General features: G+C 55.1%; 15 protein-coding genes and 2 tRNA genes. 9 read left to right on the top strand and 8 right to left on the bottom strand.

Features of this window, described 5'->3' with window-relative positions; genetic code table 11:
• Positions 1 to 19 precede the first annotated feature (19 nt).
• On the bottom strand, positions 20 to 1,132 hold the full coding sequence (locus tag ACIPR4_RS13480) for an aldose epimerase family protein (protein ID WP_013569216.1): 1,113 nt from the start codon (positions 1,130 to 1,132) through the stop codon (positions 20 to 22).
• 181 nt (positions 1,133 to 1,313) lie between these two features.
• On the opposite strand from ACIPR4_RS13480, the gene ACIPR4_RS13475 reads away from it, so the two are divergent.
• Together ACIPR4_RS13475 and rfbD are read left to right on the top strand one after the other, a co-directional pair.
• The gene (locus ACIPR4_RS13475; RefSeq protein WP_013569215.1) at positions 1,314 to 2,465 is read left to right on the top strand and encodes a mannose-1-phosphate guanylyltransferase; all 1,152 of its coding nucleotides are present in this window, start codon (positions 1,314 to 1,316) and stop codon (positions 2,463 to 2,465) included.
• A gap of 27 nt (positions 2,466 to 2,492) precedes the next feature.
• A complete protein-coding gene (gene rfbD, locus ACIPR4_RS13470) occupies positions 2,493 to 3,419 on the top strand; it encodes a dTDP-4-dehydrorhamnose reductase (RefSeq protein ID WP_013569214.1) in 927 nt (308 codons plus the stop codon).
• A gap of 24 nt (positions 3,420 to 3,443) precedes the next feature.
• Here rfbD and ACIPR4_RS13465 read toward each other — a convergent pair whose 3' ends face one another.
• A complete protein-coding gene (locus ACIPR4_RS13465) occupies positions 3,444 to 4,688 on the bottom strand; it encodes a dipeptidase (RefSeq protein WP_013569213.1) in 1,245 nt (414 codons plus the stop codon).
• Positions 4,689 to 4,808: 120 nt separating this feature from the next.
• Here ACIPR4_RS13465 and ACIPR4_RS13460 point away from each other — a divergent pair, with 120 nt between their 5' ends.
• The 3 genes from ACIPR4_RS13460 to ACIPR4_RS13450 all read left to right on the top strand — a co-directional run bounded on the left by ACIPR4_RS13460 (position 4,809) and on the right by ACIPR4_RS13450 (position 9,260).
• Positions 4,809 to 6,017 (top strand): hypothetical protein, encoded by a 1,209-nt coding sequence (locus tag ACIPR4_RS13460; protein WP_013569212.1) that lies wholly within the window; start codon positions 4,809 to 4,811, stop codon positions 6,015 to 6,017.
• Positions 6,017 to 7,480 (top strand): hypothetical protein, encoded by a 1,464-nt coding sequence (locus ACIPR4_RS13455; RefSeq protein WP_013569211.1) that lies wholly within the window; start codon positions 6,017 to 6,019, stop codon positions 7,478 to 7,480. Before ACIPR4_RS13460 ends, ACIPR4_RS13455 begins: the two co-directional genes overlap by 1 nt.
• Positions 7,481 to 7,691: 211 nt before the next feature.
• Positions 7,692 to 9,260 carry a hypothetical protein gene (locus ACIPR4_RS13450; RefSeq protein ID WP_013569210.1) on the top strand — a complete coding sequence of 523 codons (1,569 nt, stop codon included), beginning with the start codon at positions 7,692 to 7,694 and terminating at the stop codon, positions 9,258 to 9,260.
• A gap of 49 nt (positions 9,261 to 9,309) precedes the next feature.
• Here ACIPR4_RS13450 and ACIPR4_RS13445 read toward each other — a convergent pair.
• Positions 9,310 to 9,385: transfer RNA gene (locus tag ACIPR4_RS13445), tRNA-Glu, on the bottom strand.
• A gap of 109 nt (positions 9,386 to 9,494) precedes the next feature.
• On the opposite strand from ACIPR4_RS13445, the gene ACIPR4_RS13440 reads away from it, so the two are divergent.
• From ACIPR4_RS13440 to ACIPR4_RS13430, 3 genes are all read left to right on the top strand, one after another.
• A complete protein-coding gene (locus tag ACIPR4_RS13440; protein WP_013569209.1) occupies positions 9,495 to 10,187 on the top strand; it encodes a queuosine precursor transporter in 693 nt (230 codons plus the stop codon).
• A gap of 20 nt (positions 10,188 to 10,207) precedes the next feature.
• Complete coding sequence (locus ACIPR4_RS13435; RefSeq protein WP_013569208.1) at positions 10,208 to 11,188, top strand: magnesium transporter CorA family protein; 981 nt, start codon at positions 10,208 to 10,210, stop codon at positions 11,186 to 11,188.
• Positions 11,189 to 11,301: 113 nt separating this feature from the next.
• A tRNA-Leu gene (locus ACIPR4_RS13430) sits at positions 11,302 to 11,388 on the top strand.
• A 272-nt stretch (positions 11,389 to 11,660) separates the two neighbouring features.
• Here ACIPR4_RS13430 and ACIPR4_RS13425 read toward each other — a convergent pair.
• The 3 genes from ACIPR4_RS13425 to ACIPR4_RS13415 all read right to left on the bottom strand — a co-directional run bounded on the left by ACIPR4_RS13425 (position 11,661) and on the right by ACIPR4_RS13415 (position 18,654).
• A complete protein-coding gene (locus ACIPR4_RS13425) occupies positions 11,661 to 12,830 on the bottom strand; it encodes a ComEC/Rec2 family competence protein (RefSeq protein ID WP_187290183.1) in 1,170 nt (389 codons plus the stop codon).
• Between the two features lie 225 nt (positions 12,831 to 13,055).
• Positions 13,056 to 14,885: a prenyltransferase/squalene oxidase repeat-containing protein gene (locus tag ACIPR4_RS13420; RefSeq protein ID WP_222829228.1), complete on the bottom strand. Its 1,830-nt coding sequence runs from the start codon at positions 14,883 to 14,885 to the stop codon at positions 13,056 to 13,058.
• A gap of 409 nt (positions 14,886 to 15,294) precedes the next feature.
• Positions 15,295 to 18,654 carry a TonB-dependent receptor gene (locus ACIPR4_RS13415; RefSeq protein WP_013569205.1) on the bottom strand — a complete coding sequence of 1,120 codons (3,360 nt, stop codon included), beginning with the start codon at positions 18,652 to 18,654 and terminating at the stop codon, positions 15,295 to 15,297.
• A gap of 403 nt (positions 18,655 to 19,057) precedes the next feature.
• Here ACIPR4_RS13415 and ACIPR4_RS13410 point away from each other — a divergent pair, with 403 nt between their 5' ends.
• A complete protein-coding gene (locus ACIPR4_RS13410) occupies positions 19,058 to 21,247 on the top strand; it encodes a PD40 domain-containing protein (protein ID WP_013569204.1) in 2,190 nt (729 codons plus the stop codon).
• A gap of 130 nt (positions 21,248 to 21,377) precedes the next feature.
• On the opposite strand, the gene ACIPR4_RS13405 is transcribed toward ACIPR4_RS13410, so the two are convergent.
• Positions 21,378 to 22,469, bottom strand: a complete 1,092-nt coding sequence (locus tag ACIPR4_RS13405) for an efflux RND transporter periplasmic adaptor subunit (RefSeq protein WP_013569203.1) — start codon at positions 22,467 to 22,469, stop codon at positions 21,378 to 21,380.
• Positions 22,456 to 25,602, bottom strand: coding sequence for an efflux RND transporter permease subunit (locus ACIPR4_RS13400; protein WP_013569202.1), 3,147 nt, complete (start codon positions 25,600 to 25,602; stop codon positions 22,456 to 22,458). Before ACIPR4_RS13400 ends, ACIPR4_RS13405 begins: the two co-directional genes overlap by 14 nt.
• Between the last annotated feature and the right edge of the window lie 6 nt (positions 25,603 to 25,608).

Raw genomic sequence — 25,608 nt, 5'->3', positions numbered from 1 at the left:
AGGCTCCAAGAATCGCAGTCTACTTCTGAACACCGAAGGTGAAGATCGTGGTCGACTTTGCGATTTGTCCAGGCTTCAGTTCTGTGGAAGGGAAGCCGGGGTGATTGGGCGAGTCCGGATAGTGCTGCGTCTCCAGGCAGAAGCCTGTTCGTTTGCCGTAGCTGATTCCGTTCTTGCCCTTGAATGAACCATCGAGGAAGTTGCCGGTGTAAAACTGTACGCCCGGTTCGGTGGTGGTGACGGTGAGCGTGCGTCCGGTCGTAGCATCCAGCACAAAGGCGGCGCGCTTGATTACGCCGTTGGGTCCGTTCAGGATCCAGTTGTGGTCATAGCCGCCACCGAGTTTGAGTTGTGCAAAGTCGCTGTTGATACGCTCACCCATGGTGTGGGGTTGGCGGAAGTCCATCGGCGTCCCGGCTACGGTATCCATGTTGCCGGTCGTGATGAGCGTGGCATCCACTGGAGTGAAATGCTCGGAGTCGATCGTGATGGAGTGGCTCAGAATGTCGCTGGCGCCGTCTCCATTCAGGTTGAAGTAGCTGTGGTTTGTGAGGTTCAGAACGGTGTCTTTGTCCGAGGTTGAGACGTAGTCGATATGGAGGGCGTTTCCCACGAGCGTGTAGGTAACGTGCGTTGTGAGCGTGCCGGGGAAGCCCATATCTTCGTCAGGACTAACCAAAGTCATCTCAACTCCGTTGCTGACTTCTTTGGCCGTCCAGAGCTTTTGATCGAAACCACTGGTACCCCCGTGCAGGGAGTTGCCATGATCGTTTGTAGGAACCTGGTAGGACTTGCCGTCGAGTGAAAACTTGCCGCCTGCGATACGGTTGCCATAGCGACCCACAATCGCACCAAAGTATGTTTTCTTGTCTGCGAGATATCCTTCGATATTTTCGTAGCCGAGCACTACGTCGGCCACATGCCCGGCGCGATCTGGCGTGCGTACGCTGACGATACGAGCGCCGAAGGTCATTACTCGCGCTTCGACCGTGGCACTTTTCAGAGTGTAGATTTCAACGGCTTTACCGTCGGGAAGCTTGCCAAAAGGTGCTTTGGTTACTGCCGCATGTGCGTTTATACCTAATCCTGCTGTCAAACCCGTCATGAGTATTCCCGTCCAAAGTAGCTTCATTTCAGCGCACTCCACTTTTTGTATACTGCCGGTGTCCATCGTATCCGTACAAGGGTATCTCTGACTATGTCATCTTCTGTGATGGTCATCCTTGGTTCTGCGACGTCCTCCTTTTCCTTTATGCTGACAATATGACTGCGGAATAGGTCTCCCACGGAAACCAGATCGAAGAGGAGTATGCATGCATTCTGAAGCACAAGATCCGAAAGCTGTCTTCATTCCCGTGATTCTTGCAGGAGGCAGCGGAACGCGTTTCTGGCCGCGCAGTCGCCGTGCACGCGCCAAGCAGGTGCTGGCTCTCGACGGCGACCGCACGATGATCCAGCAGACGGTGGATCGACTTGTTCTGGTTGCGGCCAAAGAGAACATCCGGATCATCGCGAACGATACGATTGCTCAAACGATTCAGACGCAGCTTCCCGAGGTTCTTCCTGAGAACATTATCTGTGAACCTGCGGCGAGAAATACCGCGCCCGCTTGTGGCCTGGCGGCCTTTTTGCTGGAGCGCGAACAGCCGAATGCGGTGATCGGGATCTTCCCGTCGGACCACGTCATCATGGATCCGCATCGTTTCGCTGTGGCTCTGGGAACCGGCATCGCAATCGCTGCTGCGGGAGAAAATATCGTCGTGTTGGGAGTTCCGCCGACGAGGCCCGAGACCGGTTATGGATACATTGAGCAGGGCGATGCTGCCTCCGTCGTCCAAGGGCTCCCACTTCCTGCGCGTCACGTTCATCGCTTCACAGAGAAGCCGGATCGGAAGCGCGCCGCAGAGTTTGTAGCTTCTGGCCGATTTGCGTGGAACAGTGGAATCTTTTTGTGGAGCGCAAAGACGCTTTGCAACGCGCTCCGAGAGCATTCGCCCGACTTGGCAGGGCAGCTGCAGGAGATTGCGGATGCCAATGGAACATCGCACTTCGAAGAGACCTTTGCGCGCGTCTATCCTCTTTGCGAAAACATCAGCATCGACTACGCCGTGCTCGAACCTCGGTCCGCAAAGGGCGAGTCCGCATCCAACGTGTACTGTATCCCCGCGGAGTTTGGCTGGAACGATCTTGGTTCCTGGACTGCTCTGCATGAACATCAGATCTCTCAGCAGACGAGTTCCTGCGATATTCACGCGAACGTTGTGGATTCGAGCGGAAGTGTGGTTCTGGCTTCCACGGGGAACTACGTTTACGCTCCTGGGAAGCAGGTTGCTCTCGTCGGTGTGCACGATCTCGTCGTTGTAGAAACCGAGGATGCACTTCTGATCACAACGCGCGAAGGGGCACAGGAAGTTGGGGGAGTGGTCAAGGCCCTGAACGCAAAGGGTCTTCAACAATTCACCTAAATCGCGCCATGCAGAAAGACAGCGAACTTGTCCTTGAACAATAGAATTCTGCTCACCGGGTCCACTGGACAATTGGGTGCGGCTCTTCAACCGTTACTAGCTTCTTTGGGAACGGTGGTCGCGCCGACTCGATCCGAACTGGACTTGAGCGATGCTGCGTCGATTCGCAGGACGATGCTTGCCGTCAGACCACGTTGGGTCGTGCATCCCGGGGCGTACACGGCCGTGGATCGAGCCGAGACCGAACCTGAGATTGCTCATGCGGTGAATGCGGTCGCTCCCGGCGTCTTTGGAGAAGAAGCCAAGCGGATCGGGGCCGCTGTGATTGCTTTTTCTACCGACTACGTCTTTGACGGAAGTGGAAGTGCTCCCTGGAAAGAGACCGATAGCACTGGTCCATTGAACGTCTACGGACAGACCAAGCTGGATGGGGAGCGCGCCTTAGCTGCATCGGGCGCAGCCCATCTTATTTTTCGAACGAGCTGGGTCTACTCAGCGCAGGGCAGGAGCTTTTTGGGAACTATTGCGAAGCTTGCGCGAGAAAAAGAAAAGCTGTCGATCATCAACGACCAACATGGTGCGCCGACTTCTGCATCGGATTTGGCGGAGATGACGGCCTACCTTGTTCGTCAACTGGAAGATGGAGGCGAGGGACGAAGGGCGGAGGATCTTGTGAGGACCCAGAGCGGTGTCTACCACGCAGCCGGGACAGGAGAAGCGACCTGGTTCGATTTCGCGAAGCACATCGTGGCTTTTGGAAAGGCAAGTTATCCCGATCAGACCTTCGCCGAGATCCTGCCTATCCCAACCGCGGAGTACCCGACGCCCGCGAAGCGTCCTCTGAACTCGCGTCTGGACTGCACGAAGCTGTGGGATATATTCGGGTGGACGATGCCGTTGTGGACGAAGTCCGTGGATGAGGCGCTTGCTTCGCGAACGGCGAAAGGCATATGACGCTAAGCCTCGACGCATAGAGACTCAGGAAGCTATAGTCTTCGACGCGTGCGTCACTTGCCCGAAGACGCGCAACAAGTTGCCGCCCCAGAATTTATCGATGCGCTCTTCGGAGTATCCCCGTCGCAGCATTGCATCGGTGATCATGGGGAGGTCGCGTACGTCACGCATGCCGCGTGCGAGCGTGGGGCCACCGTCGAAGTCTGTACCGATGGCGACGTGGTCTTCTCCGACCAATTCGATTGCTTTATCGACTACAGCCACCCAGTCGTCCACTTTCATCATGACGGACTCCGGCACCTGTGCGCCGAGCATGGGGAACTGTGGTGCAACCAACTCATCTACTTCGTAGATTGTCTTGCCCTTCACGCGATCAGGAATGCTCGCGGTGTCCCAGAACGTCTTCTTCCGTTGTGCAGTGAGCCAGTCATATTCCTTGGGGTAGGCGAACTCGCTGCCGATCTGGAAGCCGAAGATGCCGCCCTTCGCAGCGAGCTTCTTCAGCAGAATATCCGGCATGTTTCTCGGAATATTGTTCACGGTTCGCAGACCGTGATGCGTGGCGACAACCGGAACGTCGCTTACATCGATGGCCTGCGAGATCGTTTCGTCGGAAGAGTGAGAGACGTTGATGACCATGCCCAGCCGATTCATCTCACGAATCACATCGCGTCCGTGATCGTTCAGACCATTCGATTTTGGAGGCGAGCAGCAGGCGTCCGCGTAGTTCTGGTTCCAGTTGTGCGCGGAGAGTTGTGCAGAGCGCAGACCGAGCGCGTACAGTTCACGGAGAACACCAAGGTCGCCGTCCAAGTCGTAGCTGCCTTCGAGATCGAGCACAGCAGCCATCTTTCCCTTGGCGCGGATGCGTTGGATATCGGCGGAGTTCAGAGCGAGTTCCACGTGATCGCGGTTCATCTCCAGCTGACGCAGCGCGTGATCGATTCTGCGTAGCGCCTGCTTGGTCTCAAATCGTGCGGGGTAGTACTCCTCCGGAGTGAAGACCGAGAGGAAGAAAGCTCCCACTCCGCCTTCGCGTGCGCGTGGCAAGTCCCACTGGCCCACGGTCGTTTGTGTTCCCATACTTCCACCGTGATAGAACTCGCGATCCAGTGCATGCACGTGTCCGTCGAAGATCAACGCGCGCTTGTGTATGGTCATGGCGCGTGCGGAGATCTGGGGTACGGAGGGTGAGGCACTCCATACAGCGGGGCTCAGAGCAACAGGTGCGACAGCGGCGTATCGGAGAAAACGGCGGCGAGTAAGCATGGTTTCTTGGAGTGTACGACTTGCGGCGTACAGCTTGCGTAGGACAAAGCTCCTATGTGCTTCGTTATGTGGCGTATGTATACTTCGTCGCAAAGCGCACATCCAGAAGAGGTTCTGTCCATGGCAGAAACAACACCGAAGCGTCCGCGGCTTGCAGCCGTGGTGACCGCCTATAAGCGAATGCTGCACCCGCAACACATCGTGGATCGTTTCCTCGAAGGGTACGGAGTGAATGGCGCATATCACCATCCCGAGATGGACCTGGTTTCGCTCTATGTGGACCAGCGCGATGGCGAAGGCGATCTGACGCAGGAGCGCTCAGGCAGGCATCCGCATCTGCGCATCGCGACTTCCATTGAAGACGCGTTGACCCTTGGCACAGGCAAACTTGCGGTGGATGGAGTGGTGGTCGTTGGAGAGCATGGCAACTATCCGCTGAGCCCCGAAGGCATCACCATGCATCCTCACTATGAGTTTTTCGAAAAGATTACCGCCGTCTTTCGCGCCAGTGGACGTGCCGTGCCTTACTTCAACGATAAAGAACTTTCGTGGAAGTGGGATTGGTGTAAGAAGATGGTCGCGGTTTCAAAGGAGCTCAACTTTCCCTTTCAAGGAGGGTCGAGCCTGGCGGTGACGTGGAGAGTTCCTTCGGTCGAGTTTCCAACCGGTGCCACGGTAAAAGAAGCGATCTCGATCGGATACGGCGGGATGGGAAGTTACGACTTCCATGGCCTGGAGACGCTGCAGTGCATGGTGGAGCGGCGCAAGGGCGGTGAGTCCGGTGTGGAGTGGTTGCAGACGTATCGCAGCGATAACTTTTGGAAGGCGTACGAGAGCAATGTCTGGTCGCAGAAGCTGGTCAAGGCGGCGCTTAGTCGAAGCGCGACGTTGCGGTCTGCAGTTCCGACTTTTACGGACATGCTTCCAACCATCGAGCAGATGAAGACCATCGTGCCCAATCCGGTTGCGTATCACTATCAGCATCGCGACGGCCTGAAGAGCACCATGCTTCTCCTCGGCGGGATGGTGAGAGACTTCACCTTTGCTGCGGAGATTGAAGGACAGGCAAAGCCCTTCTCTACACAGATGTATCTACCAATGCCGGATGGTCGCACCACGTTGGCAAGCTTCTTTACGCCGCTGGTCTATAACGCGGAGAAGATGTTTCTTACGGGCAAGACGCAGTATCCCGTGGAACGGACACTGCTGACGAGTGGGCTTCTGATCGCCGGTGTCGAAAGTGAAGCTAAAGGGAAGCGCATCGAAACACCTGAGCTGGCCGCCGTAACCTACCAACCTTACCCCGAATCTTCGTACTGGAGAAGCTGATGCTGACCCGCCGCCGTTTTGTAGGTTATTCCGCCCTCTCGTCTGCTCTGTTGGCAAATGGTCCACTGCTGCGCTCCGCCTTCGGCCAGGCGACTGGTAATGGACCGCTGCGGCTGGCGATCCTTGGCAGCGTCTATCGTGAGGGTTCCGCTTTGCAGACCATCGCAGACCGTTTCATGGTGGGTTATCCGCACGAGGGCGAGTGGCACATGCCGGAGATAAAGGTCGTCTCGCTCTATGTGGATCAGCGAATTCGCAAAGCGGAAGAGGGACCGAACGAGTTTCAGAAGGCGATGTCCGGCAATTTAAAAGCCGCGTGGCTCCGCCCTACGCCGGGGGTTCCTGCACTCCACGAGGACCAGCGTCGCGTGGGTGAGAAACGCGCACCAGCTGCTACTCCGCCACCGCCGCCTGTCACGCCCCTGGAAGAGCTTGGACCGATGAGTGATCTGAGCGAAGCGCGCGCCAAGCAGTTTGATTTCCGCCTCTGTCGTAATATTCCTGAGGCTCTGCGCTGTGGCGGAAACCTCCTTGCCGTCGACGCTGTGTTGACGGTCATCGAGGATGACGAGTATCCGCGCAACGACAGGGGAGAGATCCTGCTGCCGAACTACGATTTCTTCCAGCAATGTGCCCAGGTTTTTGAGACGGACGGACATGCGGTTCCTTACTTCAACCACAGGCAGCTCTCCTTCAGCTACGCCGAAGCGCAGAGCATGGTGAAGACCGCAGAACGTCTCAAGTTTCCGCTGCTCGCGGGTGCTTCCATGCCGGTAACGTGGCGTCTGCCGGATACGGATATCCCATTCGGAGCCAAGGTGCAGGAGGCTGTAATGGTGGGCGTCGGCAGCTTGCAGGGCACGGGCTTTGACGCGCTTGAAGCGATGCAGTGCATGCTGGAGCGGCGCAAGGGGGGCGAGACAGGCGTGAAGGCTGTGCAACTGTTCGAAGGCGACGATGTATGGGCAGCAGGAGATGCAGGCCGTTGGTCGAAGGATCTGCTGAGCTCTGCGCTTTCACGTAGCGATACACCACTGGGGCTGACCTGGCTGGACGGTCGTACGCAGGATCTAACCGCTCCCGGTCTGTTGCCGCAGCTCGTCAAGGATCCCGCCGCAGTCCGCATCGAATACACCGATGGCACATGCGGCACGCTGCTCTTGCTAAACGGAGCGATTCGAGACTTCAACATCGCAGCGAGAGTGACGGGCCACGGTATTGTCTCAACCCAATTCTTTATGACGCCAGCGCCGAACGAGACGCATTCTGCATGTCTCGCGGCGAAGATCGAGCAGATGTATCAGACACGCAGTGCGCCTTATTCTATCCATCGCGCGTTGTTGACTACGGGCATCCTGGAGGCGAGTCTACATTCGAAACATCGCATGAATGAGCGCTTGGATACGCCTCAACTTGAGGTCAGTTACCAGGCATCCGCAGAGTCGCAGTACTCTCGGACCTAACGGGGACCAAGTGCTTCTTGAACAAAGAGGCGGCCAGCCGAAGAAGTGACAGTTTTCTTACAAGCCAAAGACACATCTGTTGCACTTGTGCACTAAATTTGCCGCAGGGTAGTAGAGAGAGAAAGTCGCATCCACACTTGTATGTCTTGCGACTCAGCTTGATCGCTGCGTGAACATTCGTTAGATCCATCGTGAAAGCTGAGACGATGCTGTGAGCACGTTGAAAGTGGAATTTGAAAAGGATCTGCCGAACGCAACTCGAACAAACCTGCTGGCATTCGGCATTGCTCTCCTTTTCTTGTATCTCAGGACATTTCGCGTTCCGATAGTACCGTTTGCAGTGAATGGAGACGAAATTCTTTTCTTCTCCCGTGCCCTCCGCATTCTTCATGGACAGGTTATTTATAGGGACTTCTTCGAGCTTGTAACTCCGGGCACCGAACTCCTTTATGCATTGGGTTTCAGGTTGTTTGGTGTGCGTGGCTGGGTCATGGAAGCCTGGCACATTGTGCTTGGCACATCCCTTTGTCTCGTCATCACATCGATCGCGCGGCGGATTCTGCGGGGTGCCGCTGTTTTTTTGCCGATGCTGCTTTTTCTGGCCTTCGATCTCAGTAGCGCTATGGATGTCACGCATCACTGGTGGGGCACACTGGCCGCACTGTCGGCTGTTGCTGTGCTCATGCCAGGACAGGAATCATGGCGCATCGTCGTCGCAGGGGGACTTTGCGGCATAGCAACGCTGTTTACACAGGTCCAGGGGGCGCTTGCTCTTCTGGCATTCATTGCTTTCTTAGTGTTCCTGCGGGGCAATGGAACGGTCCGCTTTTGGAAGCAGATCGGTCTGTTGCTTCTGCCTTTTATCTGTCTATGCACGAGTGTGCTTGGCTATTACGCATACGAGGCAGGAACCCGTCGCCTTGTATACGATCTCTTGATCTTTCCACTGACGGGCCTCTCCGGAACCGTCAATTCACCCAGAACCTATCTTCATCAGTTGCCGCGCCTCCATGGTGCTGGGGATTTGGTTCGGTGGATTCCTTTTTTGGTGATCTATTCTCTGGTTCCTTATGTCTACTTTCTAAGTCTGCGTGATTTGAGCAAGATAAAAGATGGACCGACGCAGGACCAGCGAAAGCAGTTGGTGCTGCTCAACCTCGTGGGGCTCGATCTTTGTCTCGCGGTCAGTTCAGGTCCAACGTTCTTCCGTCTCTGCACGGTTGCCCCGCCCGCCCTTCTTCTTTGCGTCGTGATGATCTATCAACCAGGAGAAGTACGTAAGCTTGCACGCTACACGTTATGGTGCGTTTCCGTGGCATCCATGATTTGGCTGCCGATTCATCGTCAGATGCAATGGCACCGCCCACTTTTGCTGCCCACAGGAAAGATCACCTTTACGGATAAGGGACAATGGCAGGAGATGGGTTGGCTCCTGCAGCGGACCTCCCCTGGTGACATTGTGTTCAACCAGAGTGCCATGACCCTTTATCTGGGACTGGAGAACCCGACGCACGCCGAGTTTGTGAACAATGACGATTTCACCTCGGTCCAGGATGTAAAACTCATTCTCGATGCTTTGCAAAAGCACCCTGCGAAATACGTGGTCCTGGGTCCCGATATTCCCACGACCCCGCATGACCATGCCGGTCCATTCCGTGACTATATCCATGCACACTACTGCTTGGAGCAAACGTTCTTCCTGGGCCCTGCTCAATCTCCAGAGGGACTCTGGAGATTGAGCAAAGAAACACCACATATCCAAGGCGGAAATCTTTATTGACTTCACCCACATCTTTGAAGCTCGAAAGCGGGAAGTTGTTGAAAATATTTGGCGTCCCCGACGGGATTCGAACCCGTGTTACCGCCGTGAAAGGGCGGTGTCCTGGGCCTCTGGACGACGGGGACGCTTTGGTGGGCGAAAGCAAACTGGTGTTTGTGCTCTCAAGCCATCTCCAACGCTATCAATACCTGAGGGTTGTGTCAAAGTGGAGGCAGCTTGCGCTAGTCTTTCCCCATGCAGAGATATCGTTATCTTGATGCTTTAACAACGGCATTTGTGGTGATTTTGCTGGTGTCCAACCTGTTGGCGCAGAAGGTATGCCGCATTGGACCGTTCGCGGTCAGTGGAGCCATCCTGCTCTTTCCAGTGACGTACATCTTCGGCGATATCTTTACGGAGATTTACGGGTACGCCGCATCCCGGCGAGCGATCTGGCTGGGCTTCTTCGGAACCGCGCTCCTGTATGCCGCGGCGACGGTGACCATTGCCCTTCCGGCCGATCCGGGATGGCACAATCAACAGGCGTTTGCGACCGTGTTCGGTTTCATCCCACGTATTCTTGCGGCAAGTCTGACGGCATTCTGGGCAGGAGAGTTTGCAAACTCCTACACAATGGCCAAATTGAAGCTCGTGACCCGTGGGCGATGGCTGTGGACACGGACCGTTGGGTCAACGGTCGTGGGGCAGGCTATTGATACCGCGATCGTCATCACATTGACTTTCGGCGGCACTCTTCCGTGGCGCACGATTGGAGCGATGATCGGGACGGGATACCTACTGAAAGTTGGCTATGAAGTGCTGGCGACTCCGCTGACCTATCTAGTGATTTATTGGCTAAAAAAGGCTGAGCATGCAGACGTATTCGATACGCATACGAGCTTCAATCCCTTCCGCTTTGGAGCAAACAAGGCCGAGATGCAGGATTAGCGCGATATCCTTAGGCAACGATGCTAACTGCTTATCTTGCGAGTGAACTTTCTCATGGGGGTCCTCTCACCGCCTCCACATCTGTGGATGAATCTTCTATTGACCGCGCACTTTGGATCGATCTCTTCGAGCCAACACCAGAGCAAGAGGAGCTCGTAGAGACGCTCCTGCGCGTGAATATCCCAACGCGAGATGAGATGCGTGAGGTGGAGAGCAGCAGCCAGCTCTACCGCGAGGATGGTTCGACGTTCGTTACCCTGCGTGTGGTGACGCGTCTGAAGGGCTTTTCCCCAATGCTGACTTCGATCACGACTATCCTCACCGGGCAAAAGATGATCACCGTGCGCTATGCGGAACCAACGTCTTTTCGGAATTTTGTAGAGCGCGTAGCCAAACCCGAGTCGCATGTTCCAACTGCGCTCTCGTTGTTTCTTTGTTTTGCCGAGACCATTGTGGATCGTGATGCGGACCTCCTCGAGGAAGTGGGCGACTCGCTGGATCCGATCTCGCAGAAGATTTTCTCTCAGAATTCGAACTCGATGCAGTCCATTGCAACTGCCGACTTGGGCGGCGTGCTGAAGTTGATTGGTGCGAGCGGAGATCTGTCCACAAGGGTGCGGGAGAGCCTGCACTCCGTCGGCAGGGCTGTACCTTTTTTGCAGCTTGAGGGACTGGATGCCGATTTGCGGAGCCGCCTCAAGACCCTGCAACGAGATGTGCATTCGCTGCTCGATCACGCCACGTTTCTTACAGCGCAGATTCAATTTCTGCTGGACTCCAACCTTGGATTGATCAGTATTCAGCAAAATGCTGTGATGAAGACGCTGACTGTGGCCTCGGTGGTTTTTCTCCCTCCGACGTTGATCGGTTCAATTTACGGAATGAACTTTGCCCACATGCCGGAGTTGCAGTGGCAGCACGGCTACTATTACGCCCTTGCCCTAATGGTGGTCTCTGCCATCGGCCCATACCTCTATTTTCGAGTGAAGGGCTGGCTCTAGAAACAGGCGTGCGGAGTGGCGACTTGCTCATGAAAAATCACTGTGCGAGACTTGAGTCTGCAACGCAAAACGTGGCTTCGCGGTTTTAGGTCGCAGGCCGCAAGCAAAGGCAAGCCGGGATGGCGGAACTGGCAGACGCAGCGGACTCAAAATCCGCCGAGGGCAACCTCGTGGGGGTTCGACCCCCCCTCCCGGCACCATGATAAGCTACATAAAATGAATAGGTTACAATGACCAACGCCTCTCAGCCCGAGAGGCTTTTTCATGCTCCAAAATGGCTGGTGCCGGTTTGTACCTCATTTGCTCCCCCCGATTCGAGGAGGACATACCGCTATCGCACCCAAGGCGTCTTCAAGCGGAGAAAGTCCGAACCCAAAGCGATGCTATCAAGGTCTTAGGCAAACACCAGAATGACCTACGGGCATGAATCAAGATCCTCGAGAACGTCCAACAACCACCAATCCGCTTCGAACTACTTGCCTTGCAATTTTGTTTCGTATGGTCCGAACTTGGCGATCATGGCATCACTTTCATCAAGGTTCGTTGTGATGGCTACCTCAAAGGAACGTCCGCTCGGGGGAACGCGCACTACGACATGTCCATTTCCGCTCTGGATCTCTCTCAGACGTTTTGTCGCGATGATGTTTTCAGGTTTCAGAGCTGTCGAATACACATCACGCGGCCCGGCATAGAGATCTTCGCTCAACATGTTCCCCAGAGAGGGAATGGTGGGATGCGCCGAGTCCCACGCGCTCACGATGAATGCCCTTGGGCGAAGAGAGCCAACCCAACTCGCTCCGCAGGCATTGACATAGCCATGATGGTTCGCCACAGCCACATCAACGGGGCCTGCCGCTTTCGCAACTGCTGATTCAATATCGCCCCACGGCTGCCGACCGTAGGTGACGTCATGATCCATGTCACCGGCCGAAAAATAACGGAATCCGCCATAAGAAAGCCGCAGAGCGACGGAACATTTATTTTCGGTCGGATAATCCGATGTGGCCAGAGTCTTGAGCGAGGGAAATGTGTCGACGGCATCATGATCTTTTCCATTCCAGACTTTTCCGTTGGCTGCTAAATTCTGCACCGTAAACATAGGGTAGGTTCCTGGACTTGAGTGACGAAGTGCTATCTGTCTTGAGGATCCGGGCACAAAGCGTTCCACGGTTCCGCCGCTTTTCGCGAAAGAAGATATGAACTTCCGATAGTTGAGTTGATGAGGATCGTTCAGTTCGACGGGATAGTTGTAGTCGGGATAAGCCCGGTCGAGAATTATTTTGATCGGGATTTGTTCGTGAACATCCATGACTCCAGTTAGTTGGTAAGGTCCCAGACGAGACATGGCTGGCCTTGGAGTCAAAAGATCAAGTCCACCCATGTGATCGGAGTGCAGGTGGGTCAGAATGAAATAATCGATCTCTGGTTGACGACCAAATGGCATATGACGCGAAATGTAGCGTGCGATCCATTCCCCTGGTCTGCGAGATGCATCAGGAAGATGTGAGATCCGGTATTTCTCATCGCTGTCCCCGTCGGGCGCGGCCTGCAGCGCGCCGGCGTCAATTAAAATCGTCGTCCCATCGGGACAAACAGCAAACGCTACATTGCCGCGGCCGGTGGAGATGTGATGAATATCCAAAGCGCCGGGCCTCCAAGGCTGCAGCTTTGTCACGATTGGAGACGCTTGCGATGTGGTCGAGACGTTTTGGGCGGGATTGTCAGTGGGCAGCAAAGAACCGAAACTCGCTGCGGCGAAGCCCCGCAGAGCAGCGCGACGTGAAATGAAGGGAAGATTATTAGGCACGTAGTCACCTTTCCAGTGGTATCTGATTGTTCTGAGAGTGTGTCGAGGCTGCGAGAAGTACTATCTAAGGTCCGCATGAAGGGCCTCGGTCCGGCCGTTCGCAAGATCGCGGACGACTACGCTGACTACTTTCGATTCGGGTTCTCGCACGTTATAGAGGAGATATCGATCATGTGTCAGTACGACCTGTTCCGGATGCACCTCCCGATCGTCGATGTGCATGGATACGAGTTCGCTTTGCTGTTCGTATAGAACCGCTTTGTTCGGGCTATCGCCCAAGCCAAAGCGCAGACGCACACGGATGCTCAGGCCCTCTTTTGGCGCGCCAATTTCAAAAGGCATGTTCGGCCGAAGAACTGTCAGCATGGCTAGCGGTCGATCAGAGTGGCTACCGGTCCACCATGACCAGTCCTGCTCTCGGTCGGCGATGAACCGACGAACCTCGGACAATGCGCCGCTCCATTCGATCTGGTGGTTCGTGGATGCATCCCTTCGAACGGACAAGACCCATTTGTTATCGATTGCTTTGAGGAAGCTCTCCCAGGAGGGATCTTCAGCAAGATAGAGGGTTCGGAAACCTTCGAGTTGGCTTGTCCACCACCAGCTTTCTCCGCCGTGAGAGTCCTGCAGGCCAATCATTGCGAGGCGCCCTTCCCACTCCATGAGGAAGGGTTCGAAATCGAGAAAATCATCAAGCCCAAAATGAAAGCTGCTGATTGCGCCATAGTCGCCTGTATGGCATGCCTCGTCCAGCAGAATGCGTGTCAGTTCCTCGTTTTCATTGAACTGCCACACCATACGTCCCTTGTCTTCACGGATAGCCTTGATACGCGTATCGCGAAACTCGGTCCAGGGCAATGGAACGTCTTTTTGAGGAGGATATGGTCCAAGCCGTGCATCGCCTGGAGCGACCAAGTCGTCCAGATGGCTATATGTTCCGAAGCCGCTTACGCTCGTGTAGGTTCCGTATTCCTCATCACCGCGGGCGAATTGAATACTGAAGCCATGCATGCTGGCGATCCTTTGCGCCTCTGCGATCCATTGGTGCGAAGCGTTCTTTGCTGTCCATAGATGAATGTCCAAGCTCTGGGCCAGCCTGACAGCTTCGCTCGGGCTACCGTTGCCCGGCGCCTCGATCTGGGCGCTATAAACCTTGAGCGTCGAAGGTAACGATGAGCTCCTGCGAGCAGACTGCGGGCGAATTCTCTTCGATGCCGAAGCGCCAAGTATTCGTAACGCGTCAAGAGCGTAGTAGGTTGCGGTAAGGTTTGGATTGGCCAGCGGCGAACTTCGAAAACCACCTTCGTCCGTGAACTGTTCGTTGATCCACCGGATACAGCCGTCCGTATCGCGCGGCTTAGAGTTTGCCTGAGATAGTAGGGACACTGCTGCCCATGTGTAGATCATGTTCTCGCATCGACCCAGCGCGGGAAAAGGACACCATATAAATCCTCCGGTTTCTAACTGGCAACTCCTTATCCAGGCGATTCCGTCAGCCGGAAGATGCACCTGCTGTCCGAGGTCTTCCAGCGCTCCCATCCCCCAAAGCGTATTGACGATGTGGCCATCGGAGCCATCAGCGGCTACGCTGTTGTTGAATGTGCCATTCGTCCTTCTCCGCAGTTTGAAGTAGTCTCGCCACGCTGCTGAAGAGAGATTCTTGTCTGCGCTGATCATTTTTCTCAAGCGCAGCGCCATGGCCTGATGCTGAAATGTTGGATAGGCGTTTTTTTCAAAATAGGTGTTATAGACAAACGGTTCCTGCAACATCGCAAGCTTGTCTGGTCCGATGGTCTTGCCTAACCAATTCAGTATTTGTGCTTGTTCATAGTCGATCCTCCAGAGTGGCTGTTGAGAAAGCCCTGCGGGTACCGGATAATGCGAACGCACGAAATCAGCTAAAACCTCTGTTTCGGGAACGGGCGACTGCAGTATTCGATAACAACCGACAGCAGCAAAGGTTGGCGTGATATGGGCTTTCGTCCTGGAAAGCCATCCGTAGCCGCCCTCGGGCTTGCGGTGGCGGGCTACAAAGGAAAGTATCCTATCTCGGTCATATGGCATCGAACTTGTGCGTCCGAAGGATGGCAAGCAGGCCGCAAACGGCAGAGAAGAAAGGGTACGTGCGAATGTTCGCCTCGATATAGTTCTGCTGTCAATCAATGGACTGATTCCTGTCATGTAATCAAGATGGTTCGCGTTCACGAATGCTGTGGAGCCAACAGTCATCGTTCAAGAGCTTACGGTGCCGGCTATATGGCGTGGCCAGCACCAGCAGTTCTTGAGATGACGGAAGAGTTCAGAAATTCAGCTTGCCGGTGAATCGAATGATCCTTGAATCCGCTGCACTTCCGAAGGTCGAAGTGATCTGGCCGAAGTTGCTGTTTGAGACATTGTTTGCTGGCACCGCGAAATTTGGCGTGTTGGTGAGATTGAAGGCCTCTCCCCGCAACTCCAGATGCAGTCGCTCCTTGAGGGGGAAGTCTCTGGAGATACCCAGATCAAGATCAGCATCGCCGGGGCCTCGTAGTGAGTTGCGATTTGCCGTTCCGAAGCTGGATGTTGTGACCGGTGCGAAAGCAGATGTATCAAACCAGGTAGAGAACTTCCCAATCCCGTGCAGCGTAGCAACATGAGGTGAAATCTGATTCGCGACCTGCGTATTGAATGCCGCGTTGAGCGAGGTAGCAGAAGCCACAGGGGTAAAGGGTAATCCCGTGTACTTTGAGATAACCGCGTTCACTTTCCATCCCCCGATAATTGCACTGGCGATGCCACGCTCACGCAGGAAGGCATGGCCTTTTCCAAAAGGAAGCTCGGCGGTGAAGCCCATGTCGAAAACATGCTTTCGATCAAAGTCACTGACTGCACGATTGCGATACTGATAAGCAACTGCGTTGAACAGTGGTACGCTGTCATCGTCTGAAGCTTCATCGAGAGACTTGCTGTAGGTATACGAGGTTGTCAGCAGCACCCCATGCTTGAACGGATGTTTGAGGCTGAACTGCAATCCGTCGTAGTGAGCCGTGTTGTAGGGAAGGATGACCTGCGTTTCGGCATTGCGACCGAAGGCAGCGTAGAGGGGCTGTCCCGCAGCGCCGAGTCCGGGAGTCTGTCCTGCATTCGCTTCAAAGTACGTGGTCTGGCGAATGGTCTGCGTTCCCACGTAGCTCGCCGTGAGGTCGAAGCCTGCAGGGAGCGACCGCTCGACCGTGAAGTTCATCGATTGAACATAGCCTCTGCGGAAGTTACCCGCTGGCAGAGTTTTTGTATATGCGGTGAGCGGAAGCGCGACGGTACCGTCACCGCCAATCGCGGGTGCGACGGTCGCATATCCGGGGATGCCGGTTACGAAATTGCCAGCGGCCACATAGGAATTGTTTGCATTGATGGTTTGGGCTATGGTTACTGGGTAAGGATCGCGCATGGCACGAGTGAAAGGATAAGGATCAATACTGATTCCATATCCACCTCGAAGGACGGTCTTGTCATCGATACGATAGGCGAATCCAAAGCGAGGAGCGAACTGCAGTTTGCTGGCATTCGATCCAGCTCCGGTTGGCTGTCCGTTGGTTCCTCCAAGAACCATACGATTTGTTGTGAAATCGTACCGATCCATGCCGGACATGATTGGATACAACTCCCAACGGAGACCGTAGGTCAGTGTCAAACGATGGGAAGCCTGCCACTGGTCCTGCGCGTAGACACCGTATTGCCATTCCGTCTCGGAGATGGGGTTCTCGAATTGATAGCTTTTCCCAAGGGAGTCAGGAAGCCCCAGCAGGAACTGTGCAAATGCGTTGGCTGAGGTTGGAGACGCGCCGCCTTTGAGAGCGGTGACACCGCCGGTGAATGTAAAGCCACCGCGCGGACCAAATCCTCTCTGTGGTTGATACTGGTTCAGATGATTGTTGAGCATCTGTGTACCGAAGCGCATGGTATGCGAACCAACCACCCACGTCAGGTTGCCAACGTACGTGTAGGTAAAGTCATTTTTCAGCTCTGGGGTATAAGCATCCGGATTGCCGAACGTCTCAAGTCCAGTGACCGCGAATGAAGGCAAGCCCGCCTGGTTGGGATCGGTCCCATAGCTTCCGTTGCCGTCACTGTTTGTTCCCGGTATTCCAAGGCCAGGCCCGAGGTTCCTTGCAAAATCGGCCTCATACCATGCGAGATCGTTATGCCCAACGCCGAAGTTCGCGTCGAACAATATGTTTTGCGAGAGAGTACGTGTATAGCCGATGCCACCGATAAAAATGCGAGTCTGACTATAGCCGGAGCCCGAATTGCTCCCTCCGGGGCTAAGACCTGTACCTCCGCCGATTCCCAGCGTGCTCGGAGACATGACGTCGGCCCTGAGGTAGCTTAGTTTTGCGAACATCGAAGATTTTGGATTGATCTGCCAGTTGATCTTTTCGTCGAAGGAGAAGCGATCCAGACTGTATGTGCCTGCAACGGAGAGGTTGTTTGAGGTCCCAGGAAGATTGGCATGCGGGATGAGAGCGAGAACTCTTTGAGCCGCGGGACTGATGCCGCTCTCAATCGCATTTCGTCCGTCGATGTTCTTGCTCGCTATGGTCGCACGTCCCGTTCCGTCAGAGTTACCAGTGTTGGGATCGTATAGTGCAGCCAAACCTGTAAAGTCCCCGTTTCGCTCTGCATCTGTTGGGACCGAGACGATTTCGGGATAGAGCTGGCGCTGGGATAGACCTTCAAAGCCGGAGAAGAAGAAGAGTTTGTTGTGAAGGATCGGACCACCAATGTTCGCTCCGAACTGGTTCAGGATATTTTTCGGGGCCGAACTGCTCGCACCTGAGAAGTAGGTCTTGTTGTAGAAATAGTTTCTTGCGGCGAGCGCCGAATTTGTATTCTCCTCCCAGAGTGTTCCGTGAAACTGATTCGTCCCGGATTTGGTAAGGACCGAAACGACTGCGCCGCCAGCCAGACCTTGCTCGGCGGTGAAGCTGTTCGTCACGATGTCAACGGATTGGATGTCTTCGGTGGGCGGGTTGTAGAGGGTGTGGTGCGGAAGATAGACCTGCTGAATGGCAGCACCATCAACAGCGGTTTCATTGTTGTTGCGGGATGACCCGTTGATGTTGGTCGTCAAGGAGCGGGAAGGAGTGTCCATCACGGAATTCTGGTATCGCGATGGAGTTGCGCCCGGCAGCAGGCTAAGAAGACTCTGATAGTTATTGAATCCTCCGATCGGAATGTTGCTAAGCTCTCTCGTCGTAAGTTCGCCATGGATCGTCCCGCTGTCGGTCTGCAGCTCAGTGTTCGATGCATTCACCTCAACTGTCTGCGAGGTCCCGGCAACGCTGAGCTTTTCATCGACGCGCACGATGAGGTTTGCTCGAATATTGAGGCCCGTCTGCTCGGCTTGAGAGAACCCACTGGCGGTGACCTGGACCTTGTAAACACCGGGCAGGAGATCACGAAGATCGTACCCACCATCACCGTTTGTCGTTTGCCGGTGTTCTGTTCCCGTCTGGACTTCGGTTGCAATAACGGTTGCACCAGGAACTGATTTTCCGCTTGGATCGGCCACTGTTCCAACAAGGGTGCCGTACAGAACCTGGGCATGCGCAAGGGAACTGAACTCTATCGGCGCAAGTATCAGTACTGCGGCTCCGATCGTTCGTAAAAGTGAATTCATCTGGCTCATCTCCTCAAAGTATTGCGTCTGTTGCGCTGAAATTAAGTAAAGCTTCGTGATCCCTTACCCCACGAAGGCAGGCCCTGTTGGGCGAAAGGGCTTTGCCGTTCGGGGGGGAAGGTACAGAGCGAATCTCTACGACCACCGTTGCGCAAACAAGTGGGTATGGGGTGGGAAAGAGCTACTCCGCAGCCCATCGATGGCGTGGGAACGCCGTTCACACCCTAACGTATGTCTTTGATACGCAGTCGATTGCAGGGCGCCACCCAATAGCTTTCCGGGTTTGTTAATTTACTGTTACTGCGCGCTCGAATCGCTCGACCGAAGTCACGCTGCCCCGATTCATCCTTTGGTACGTTTGCGAATGTAAGATCTGGAGTGGACCACATCGGCCGATCTACCAATGGAAAGTTTTCAAGAAAACGTACGCAAGCAACTCGAGCGTCTTGCTGTCAGCGCGGAGTTCGGGCGAGCTGACCGCATGGTGCGCTTTTTGCGTTTTGTTGTGGAACGATCCTTGCGTGACGATGCGGACGCATTGAGGGAGAGACAAATAGGCATCGAGGTGTTTGATCGCCCCTCTGATTGGGATCCCAAACTCGATAACGTTGTCCGGAGCGAGGCGAGACGACTCAGAGCGAAGCTCGATGCATACGCGGCCAGTAATAATCCGGATGAGACGATCCGCATTACGATTCCCAAGGGGGGATACGTTGCACAGTTCGTCGAGCTCCCGGCAAAGAGCAGGTCTCCAGGAGTCCTGCCGCAATCTCAGGGTGCGGCCACTTCTGTTGAAGGATTTTGGCACCGCTTTAAATCGCCTACTTCCATCGCGACGATAAGCGCCTTTGTAGTTCTGACTGCGCTAGCTGGTTCGTCGCTCATCTCTCTACACAGGTCTGTCCAGGCAAAAGCGGATAGTTTCGACATCGTGCCTTTTTCGAACGAGATCGGACAGCAATTCAGCCCGTCGATTGCCCCAGATGGAACGCGAGTCGCCTATGTCTGGGACGGGAACGCGGACAACTACGATATCTATATTAAGGACCTGAAGACGAGCGGAGTCGTCCGTTTGACGGACGACAAGCAGCCCGACATTCATCCCGCCTGGTCACCGGATGGGAGGGAGGTCGCCTTTCTTCGGCGATCTCCCTCCGGCACTGAGGTGTTCGTGAAGTCCGCAGGTGGCGGTGCTGAACATCCGGTTGGTGCTATTCGAGATACAAGCGGTCTTTGGGCTTCCGAGAATCCTTTTTCCGGTTGCCAAAGTCCAACCTGGACCCCGGACGGTCGGCAATTGTTGCTGACTGATGGTCTCGGCAAGGACTACGGAGCCGGTCTCGTTCTCCTCTCCGTCGATTCGGGTACCGAGAAACCCCTCACCTCGCCTCGTCCGCAGGATGAGGATTGCTATCCAAGGTTCTCTCAAGACGGGAAACGAATCGCATTTGTACGCTATATCAGTCACGGCGCCGGGGAGATCTTCACCATGGCGGCCGATGGCACAGACCTCAAGCAGCTGACGACGGACCACAGGAATGTTCGCGGGGTCGATTGGGCTTCGGACGGATGGCACCTCATCTTTGCTTCCAATCGGCGAGGGTCATACGAACTCCGCGAGATAGATAGGAATGGAGGCGAGTCGCAACCGCTGCCGTCGGATACCGCCTCCGCATCGGAGCCTGCTATTTCACGCATAGGCAACTGGATGGCGTTCGTCGAGAGCGACGAAAACTGGAATATATGGCGGGTGCCCATCCAGAACGGTCACATTGGGAGCCCTAAGCGCTTTCTGGCTTCTCAGGGCCACAACCATTCCCCGAGTTTCTCACCTGACGGTCGGACGATTGCCTTTGTATCGGATCGGTCCGGAACTCCCGAAATCTGGTTTGCCAATGAAGATGGGAGCAGTCTCAGACAGATGACCCATTTCGGGGGACCTTGGCTTGGAACGATTCGGTGGTCTCCTGATAACAAGGCGGTTGTTTTCGATGCAAGGCCGAATGGGAACTCTGAGATTTTTACTATGTCCGCCTCGGGAGGCAAGCCAACCCTGTTTGAACACGAGCAATTTGAGGTACGCAGGCCAGGATGGTCACGCGATGGAAGATCGGTGTACTTCGATACTACCCGGGCCGGTATGCCTCAAATATGGAAACGGACCTTAGCGACGGGCGCTACTCGGCCGATCGCTCCAAAGGATACGCTGTATCCGTCCGAATCCATGGACGGTCAGACATTGTTTTTCTTTAGTGGAAATGGACGAGGAGAGCATAGTCTCTGGTCCGAGAGAACCGATGGGAATGATCTAAAACAAATACCGGGGGTTCACCCTAATCCGGATCTGGATTGGGCAGTGAGCAAAGATGGAATCTACTTCGCGATGGGCGATGCAGTGTCGGCGAGACTTAATTTTTATTCTTTCCGAGACGGCCGGATTACGTCGGCTGGAAAGCTCACACAGGCACTGTCCTTAGGTACACCAAGCCTGGTTGTGTCTCCCGACGGCAAGTGGCTCTTGTATGCCTGTATCGACAGTACGAAGAGCGATATCAAGATTCGTCGCGAGTCTGCTTTGGCGAGAAATCGATAAGAAGAAGATCACTACGAGAACAACAAGCTGTGTACCGTGCATCTCTGAATTTTAGCTGGAACGCTCAAATTCAGGCCCGGAGTGTTTTCCCTTTTATGATCAAAGATCCTCTGTCAGGCTCTCTTTGAAATTAGATCGCCGAGCCTTCACGGATTTCATCTGTGGCACGTTTCACGACGGCCTGTCCATCCGATACTTCTCCTCGAATTGCGACTTGTTCCCCTGCTGTGGCTCCCTTGCGCACGTTAACCCAATGAGCGCGACCATTGACAACTGTGATGACAAAGGTGCGCTCCGTAGTGGTTACGACACTTGTGATCGGTACATAAAGCGCGTTGTCGTTCGATCCAACCGGCCAATCGACTGTCGGGTACATTCCGGGAGCAAGTGTCTTGTCCGTATTGAACACGTCCAACTCCGCCATCATCGTGCGGTTCTGTTGGTCAAGTGCGTTCGGTACGCGCGCGATCTTGCCGGAGTAGCTTTTCCCAGGACGAGCAGGGACATGAAAGGTGACAGACCTACCCTTTGCAATGGAACCGACGTAGCTTTCGGGCACCGGCACGACCAGTCGAAGATGCGAAATCTGTTGTAGTTTGAGAAGCGGCGTATGACCACCTGCGTCCACCATTATGCCGGGATGTACGAAACGATCGGTGATGGTACCGTCGAACGGCGCGATGACATTCAGATAAGACTCCATATCCTTTGTCGCCTGAAGCTTGCTCTTCGCCGAACGGACTGCAGCTCGGCGGCTTTCCACAAGCGATGCGGCTGCTTCCTTCTGCTTCTCGGCTTGCTCCAATTCATTGCCCGCAACCGCTCCTGGCGTCTTGGCCGCTTCCTGTAGACGTGCGTACATGCTTGCCGCAGCCGCTGCCTGTGCTTGCGCCTGTGCGACCTCTGCCTCCGCTTGATGCAACGCCGAGTCAGTCGCATTCGTCTGTGCGCTCATCTCCGGCGCGGAAAGTTGAACGAGCAACTGTCCGCGGTGAACCACGCTTCCGCGATCCACCAGCATCTTAACGACATAGCCTGGCACACGGGCTTCGATGTCGGTCTGGAGATACGGTTGAAGTTCGGCAGTCAGCGGTATCGTCCGCGATGCGGAGCGGCTTTCTACCTTCGTCATCTCGATGTGCGCGGCGGTCTGAGACTGCGCCGCTACGCAGGCGAAAAGTGGGAGTGCAAGAGCAAGACGAACAGACTTAGGAGTGGGCATAGTAGCGGCTCGAAGGATCTTCCGGGTTGAGAGAGTTGGAGGTTATGGCAGCCTTCCGTTGAAGTAGGGCGTAGAAAATGGGGAGGATCAGGAGAGTCGTCAAGGTAGAGAAAACCAACCCGCCGACGACGGCGCGACCGAGCGGGGCTGATTGCGCCCCGCCTTCGCCAAAGCCGATCGCCAGAGGGATCATGCCGCAGATCATCGCGGCAGCCGTCATCAAAATGGCGCGTATCCGTCCCGTCGCACCTGCACGGGTTGCTGTCTCCACGTCATGATACTCATACCGTGACTGCTCCGCGAAGCTGATGAGAAGAATCGAATTTGCAACGGAGATGCCGACCGCCATAACCGCTCCCATGAACGACTGGATGTTGAGCGTCGTTCGCGTGAGAAGCAGCATTAGAACAACGCCGCACAAAACTCCAGGAATTGTAGAAAGAATTGCGAGTGGCAGACGTAGCGACTGGAAATTCGCCATGAGCAGCAAGAAGATTGCCGCAATGGCAAGTAGAAGGCCCAGACGGAGACCGGAGATCGTCTGCTCAAGAGCAGGAATCTGGCCTCGGACCACGACCGTCGATCCCTTGGGCGGAGCTGCAATGCCCTTGAGAGCAGCTTCGATCTTCTTTTGTGCGTCACCTAACGCAATGCCATGCAGGTTCGCAGTAACACTCACGATCCGCTGCCCACTCAGCCGTTCAATCATCTCGGGCATTGTTCCATACTGAAGGCTCGCCACCTGATCCAGTTGAGGCTGAGACTGTCCATCACGCATCAGCGGAAGTGCGGACAATGCACCGAGCCCCTGCATCCGGTTCGACGGGAGTTGCACCTGAATCTGGAACGCATTGCCATTCTTTGGATCACGCCAGTAATTGGGTGCTATGAACCGAGAAGAGCCGGTTGCGGGTACAAGGGAGTTGGTGACATCGGCCATCGTCAAACCAAACTGACCTGCGTAGTCCCGGTCTACCTTCACATCCACCACCGGGTAGGACTGAGCTTGAACCACGGAGACATCTCTCAGGAATGTCAGCTTCTGCAACTCCGCCTGCACCTTGGCGAGATAGCCGTAGTTCTGATCGAGATCCACACCCTGAACATCGATCTGAACCGGAGTCGGAGAGCCGAAGCTCATAACCTGCGAAACGATGTCACCTGCCTCGAACGATATCTTCAGGTTCGGCATCTGCTTCTGGAAAGCCGAACGAAGCGACTCGCGCACGCCCTCATCGTCGGGATGACCGTGCCGTAGTTGCACCTGAACCAGAGCCTCTTCGGGGCCGCTTGTGAAGAGGTGAATCAGGTTGACGGGGTAGCTTGAAGGCTGAATGCCTACGTAGTCAGAGGTAATCTCGACGTTGTCTTTTCCAACGGTGTTCCGGATGAGTTCGAGAGCCTGCAGCACCATCGGCTCGGTCTCTTCGATCCGAGTGCCTACAGGGGCCTTCAGGCGCATACGCAGCACAGGCCCATTTGAGTTTGGAAATATCTCCGTGCCGAGGAGGGGAGATGCTACAAGCAAGATGACGGCTGTCAGCGCAAGGTAGCCAACGATGATTTGCCATCTCCAGCTTAAGGCTCGTTCAAGGTAGCGGTCATAGCGGAGGCGAAGTTTGCCGAGGGCTCCCTCCGTCTCTTCGCCACGATGTGACTCTTTCATCAGCCAAGTTGAAAAGACCGGAACGAGACTGCTCGAAAGAAAGTAAGACGAGATCATGGCGAAGCCGACGGCGAGCGAAAGCGGAACAAAGAGCTGACGACCAACGCCCTTCATGAAGAACGAAGGAACGAATACCGCCAGGACGCACAGCATGGAAAGCAGTCGCGCGGTCACAGTGCGGCGGCAGGCTTCGAGCACAGCTTTGGCCCGAGAAACGCCTGGCAACATTTGCGTATGGATATTTTCGATTTCGACCGTCGCCTCGTCTACGAGGATACCGACCGCGAGCGCTAGTCCTCCAAGTGTCATGATGTTGATGGTCTGTCCCGTGGCCCATAAAAGAAGCACGGCACCGGCAAGCGCAAACGGAATGTTTGCAACCACGATCACGGAGCTACGCCAGTCGCGCAGGAACAGGAGCACCACGAAGCCAGTCAGGACCGCGCCCAGTAGGGCCTCTCGCACAAGGCCATTGATCGCGTTTGAGACATAGCCCGATTGGTCGAACGCGAGCTGTACGTCAACATCGTCCGGCATGACCTTCTTGAAGCTTGGGATAGCTGCTTTGACTGCTTGGATCACGGCAAGGGTGGAGGCATCCGACCGCTTGGCCACCGGGATATAGACCGTTCGCTTTCCATTAACATGCGCGTAGGCCGTGACAATGTCGGTGCCGTTCTCAATCGTGCCGATGTCACGGAGATAGACGTTTGTCCCGGAATGCGGGTGGATGGGCGTCGCCATCAGGTCGGTGAGTTCAGGACCCAGAGTGGCATTCGTTCGGACAATCCGATTGAGTGATCCGTCGTATAGATTTCCCGAAGGGGCAACAACCGTCCCAGTGCTCACAGCGGAGATCGCCTGTTCAGGGGATACACTGTATTGCTTCAGCTTGTCAGGGTCGAGAGTGACGACGATCGTTCTCTGATTGCCGCCGAACGGCGGTGGCGCCGAGACACCCGGTAGGGTCGCAAACAGAGGTCGAACCTGGTTGAGGGCAATGTTCTGCAATTCTCCTTGGGTATGCGTCGAACTGCTGAACAGCAACAATCCGACAGCGACGCTTCCCGGATCGAAGCGTGTTATGAAAGGAGGAACGGTTCCCGGCGGCATGAAAGCGCGAGCGCGATTCACATAGCCAACTGTCTCGGCCATCGCCTGCTCCATGTTCGTGCCTTCGCGAAAGCTCAGTTTCATCAGGGCAGCGCCCTGAATGCTCTTGCTATCTATGGACTCGATTCCGGTGATGTAGAGGAAGTGGTACTCGTAGTAGTACGTGAGAAAGCCTTCCATCTGCGCGGGATTCATTCCGCCATACGGTTGTGCGACGTAGATCACCGGATTTCCCACTTGAGGGAAGATGTCCATCCGCATTCGGCCGACCGCCATAAAGAAGCCGGCCAGAATCGCGATCAGGGCCACGATGAGCGTAAGCGGTCGAGTTAAGGCTGCCAGTACAAGACGCATGTGAAT

The sequence above is a fragment of the Terriglobus saanensis SP1PR4 genome (genome assembly GCF_000179915.2).
Lineage (GTDB): Bacteria > Acidobacteriota > Terriglobia > Terriglobales > Acidobacteriaceae > Terriglobus > Terriglobus saanensis.
The sequence above is the reverse complement of the archived record's forward strand: the minus strand, read 5'-3'. Positions and strand labels throughout refer to the sequence as shown.

Bases quoted from the DNA above. Each gene is read 5' to 3' on its own strand.
- ACIPR4_RS13410 (WP_013569204.1), top strand. From the start codon at position 19,058: ATGGAAAGTTTTCAAGAAAACGTACGCAAGCAACTCGAGCGTCTTGCT.
- ACIPR4_RS13415 (WP_013569205.1), bottom strand. From the start codon at position 18,654: ATGAATTCACTTTTACGAACGATCGGAGCCGCAGTACTGATACTTGCG.
- ACIPR4_RS13465 (WP_013569213.1), bottom strand. From the start codon at position 4,688: ATGCTTACTCGCCGCCGTTTTCTCCGATACGCCGCTGTCGCACCTGTT.
- ACIPR4_RS13455 (WP_013569211.1), top strand. From the start codon at position 6,017: ATGCTGACCCGCCGCCGTTTTGTAGGTTATTCCGCCCTCTCGTCTGCT.
- ACIPR4_RS13405 (WP_013569203.1), bottom strand. From the start codon at position 22,469: ATGCCCACTCCTAAGTCTGTTCGTCTTGCTCTTGCACTCCCACTTTTC.
- ACIPR4_RS13400 (WP_013569202.1), bottom strand. From the start codon at position 25,602: ATGCGTCTTGTACTGGCAGCCTTAACTCGACCGCTTACGCTCATCGTG.
- ACIPR4_RS13475 (WP_013569215.1), top strand. From the start codon at position 1,314: ATGCATTCTGAAGCACAAGATCCGAAAGCTGTCTTCATTCCCGTGATT.
- ACIPR4_RS13480 (WP_013569216.1), bottom strand. From the start codon at position 1,132: ATGAAGCTACTTTGGACGGGAATACTCATGACGGGTTTGACAGCAGGA.
- ACIPR4_RS13435 (WP_013569208.1), top strand. From the start codon at position 10,208: ATGCTAACTGCTTATCTTGCGAGTGAACTTTCTCATGGGGGTCCTCTC.
- ACIPR4_RS13440 (WP_013569209.1), top strand. From the start codon at position 9,495: ATGCAGAGATATCGTTATCTTGATGCTTTAACAACGGCATTTGTGGTG.
- ACIPR4_RS13460 (WP_013569212.1), top strand. From the start codon at position 4,809: ATGGCAGAAACAACACCGAAGCGTCCGCGGCTTGCAGCCGTGGTGACC.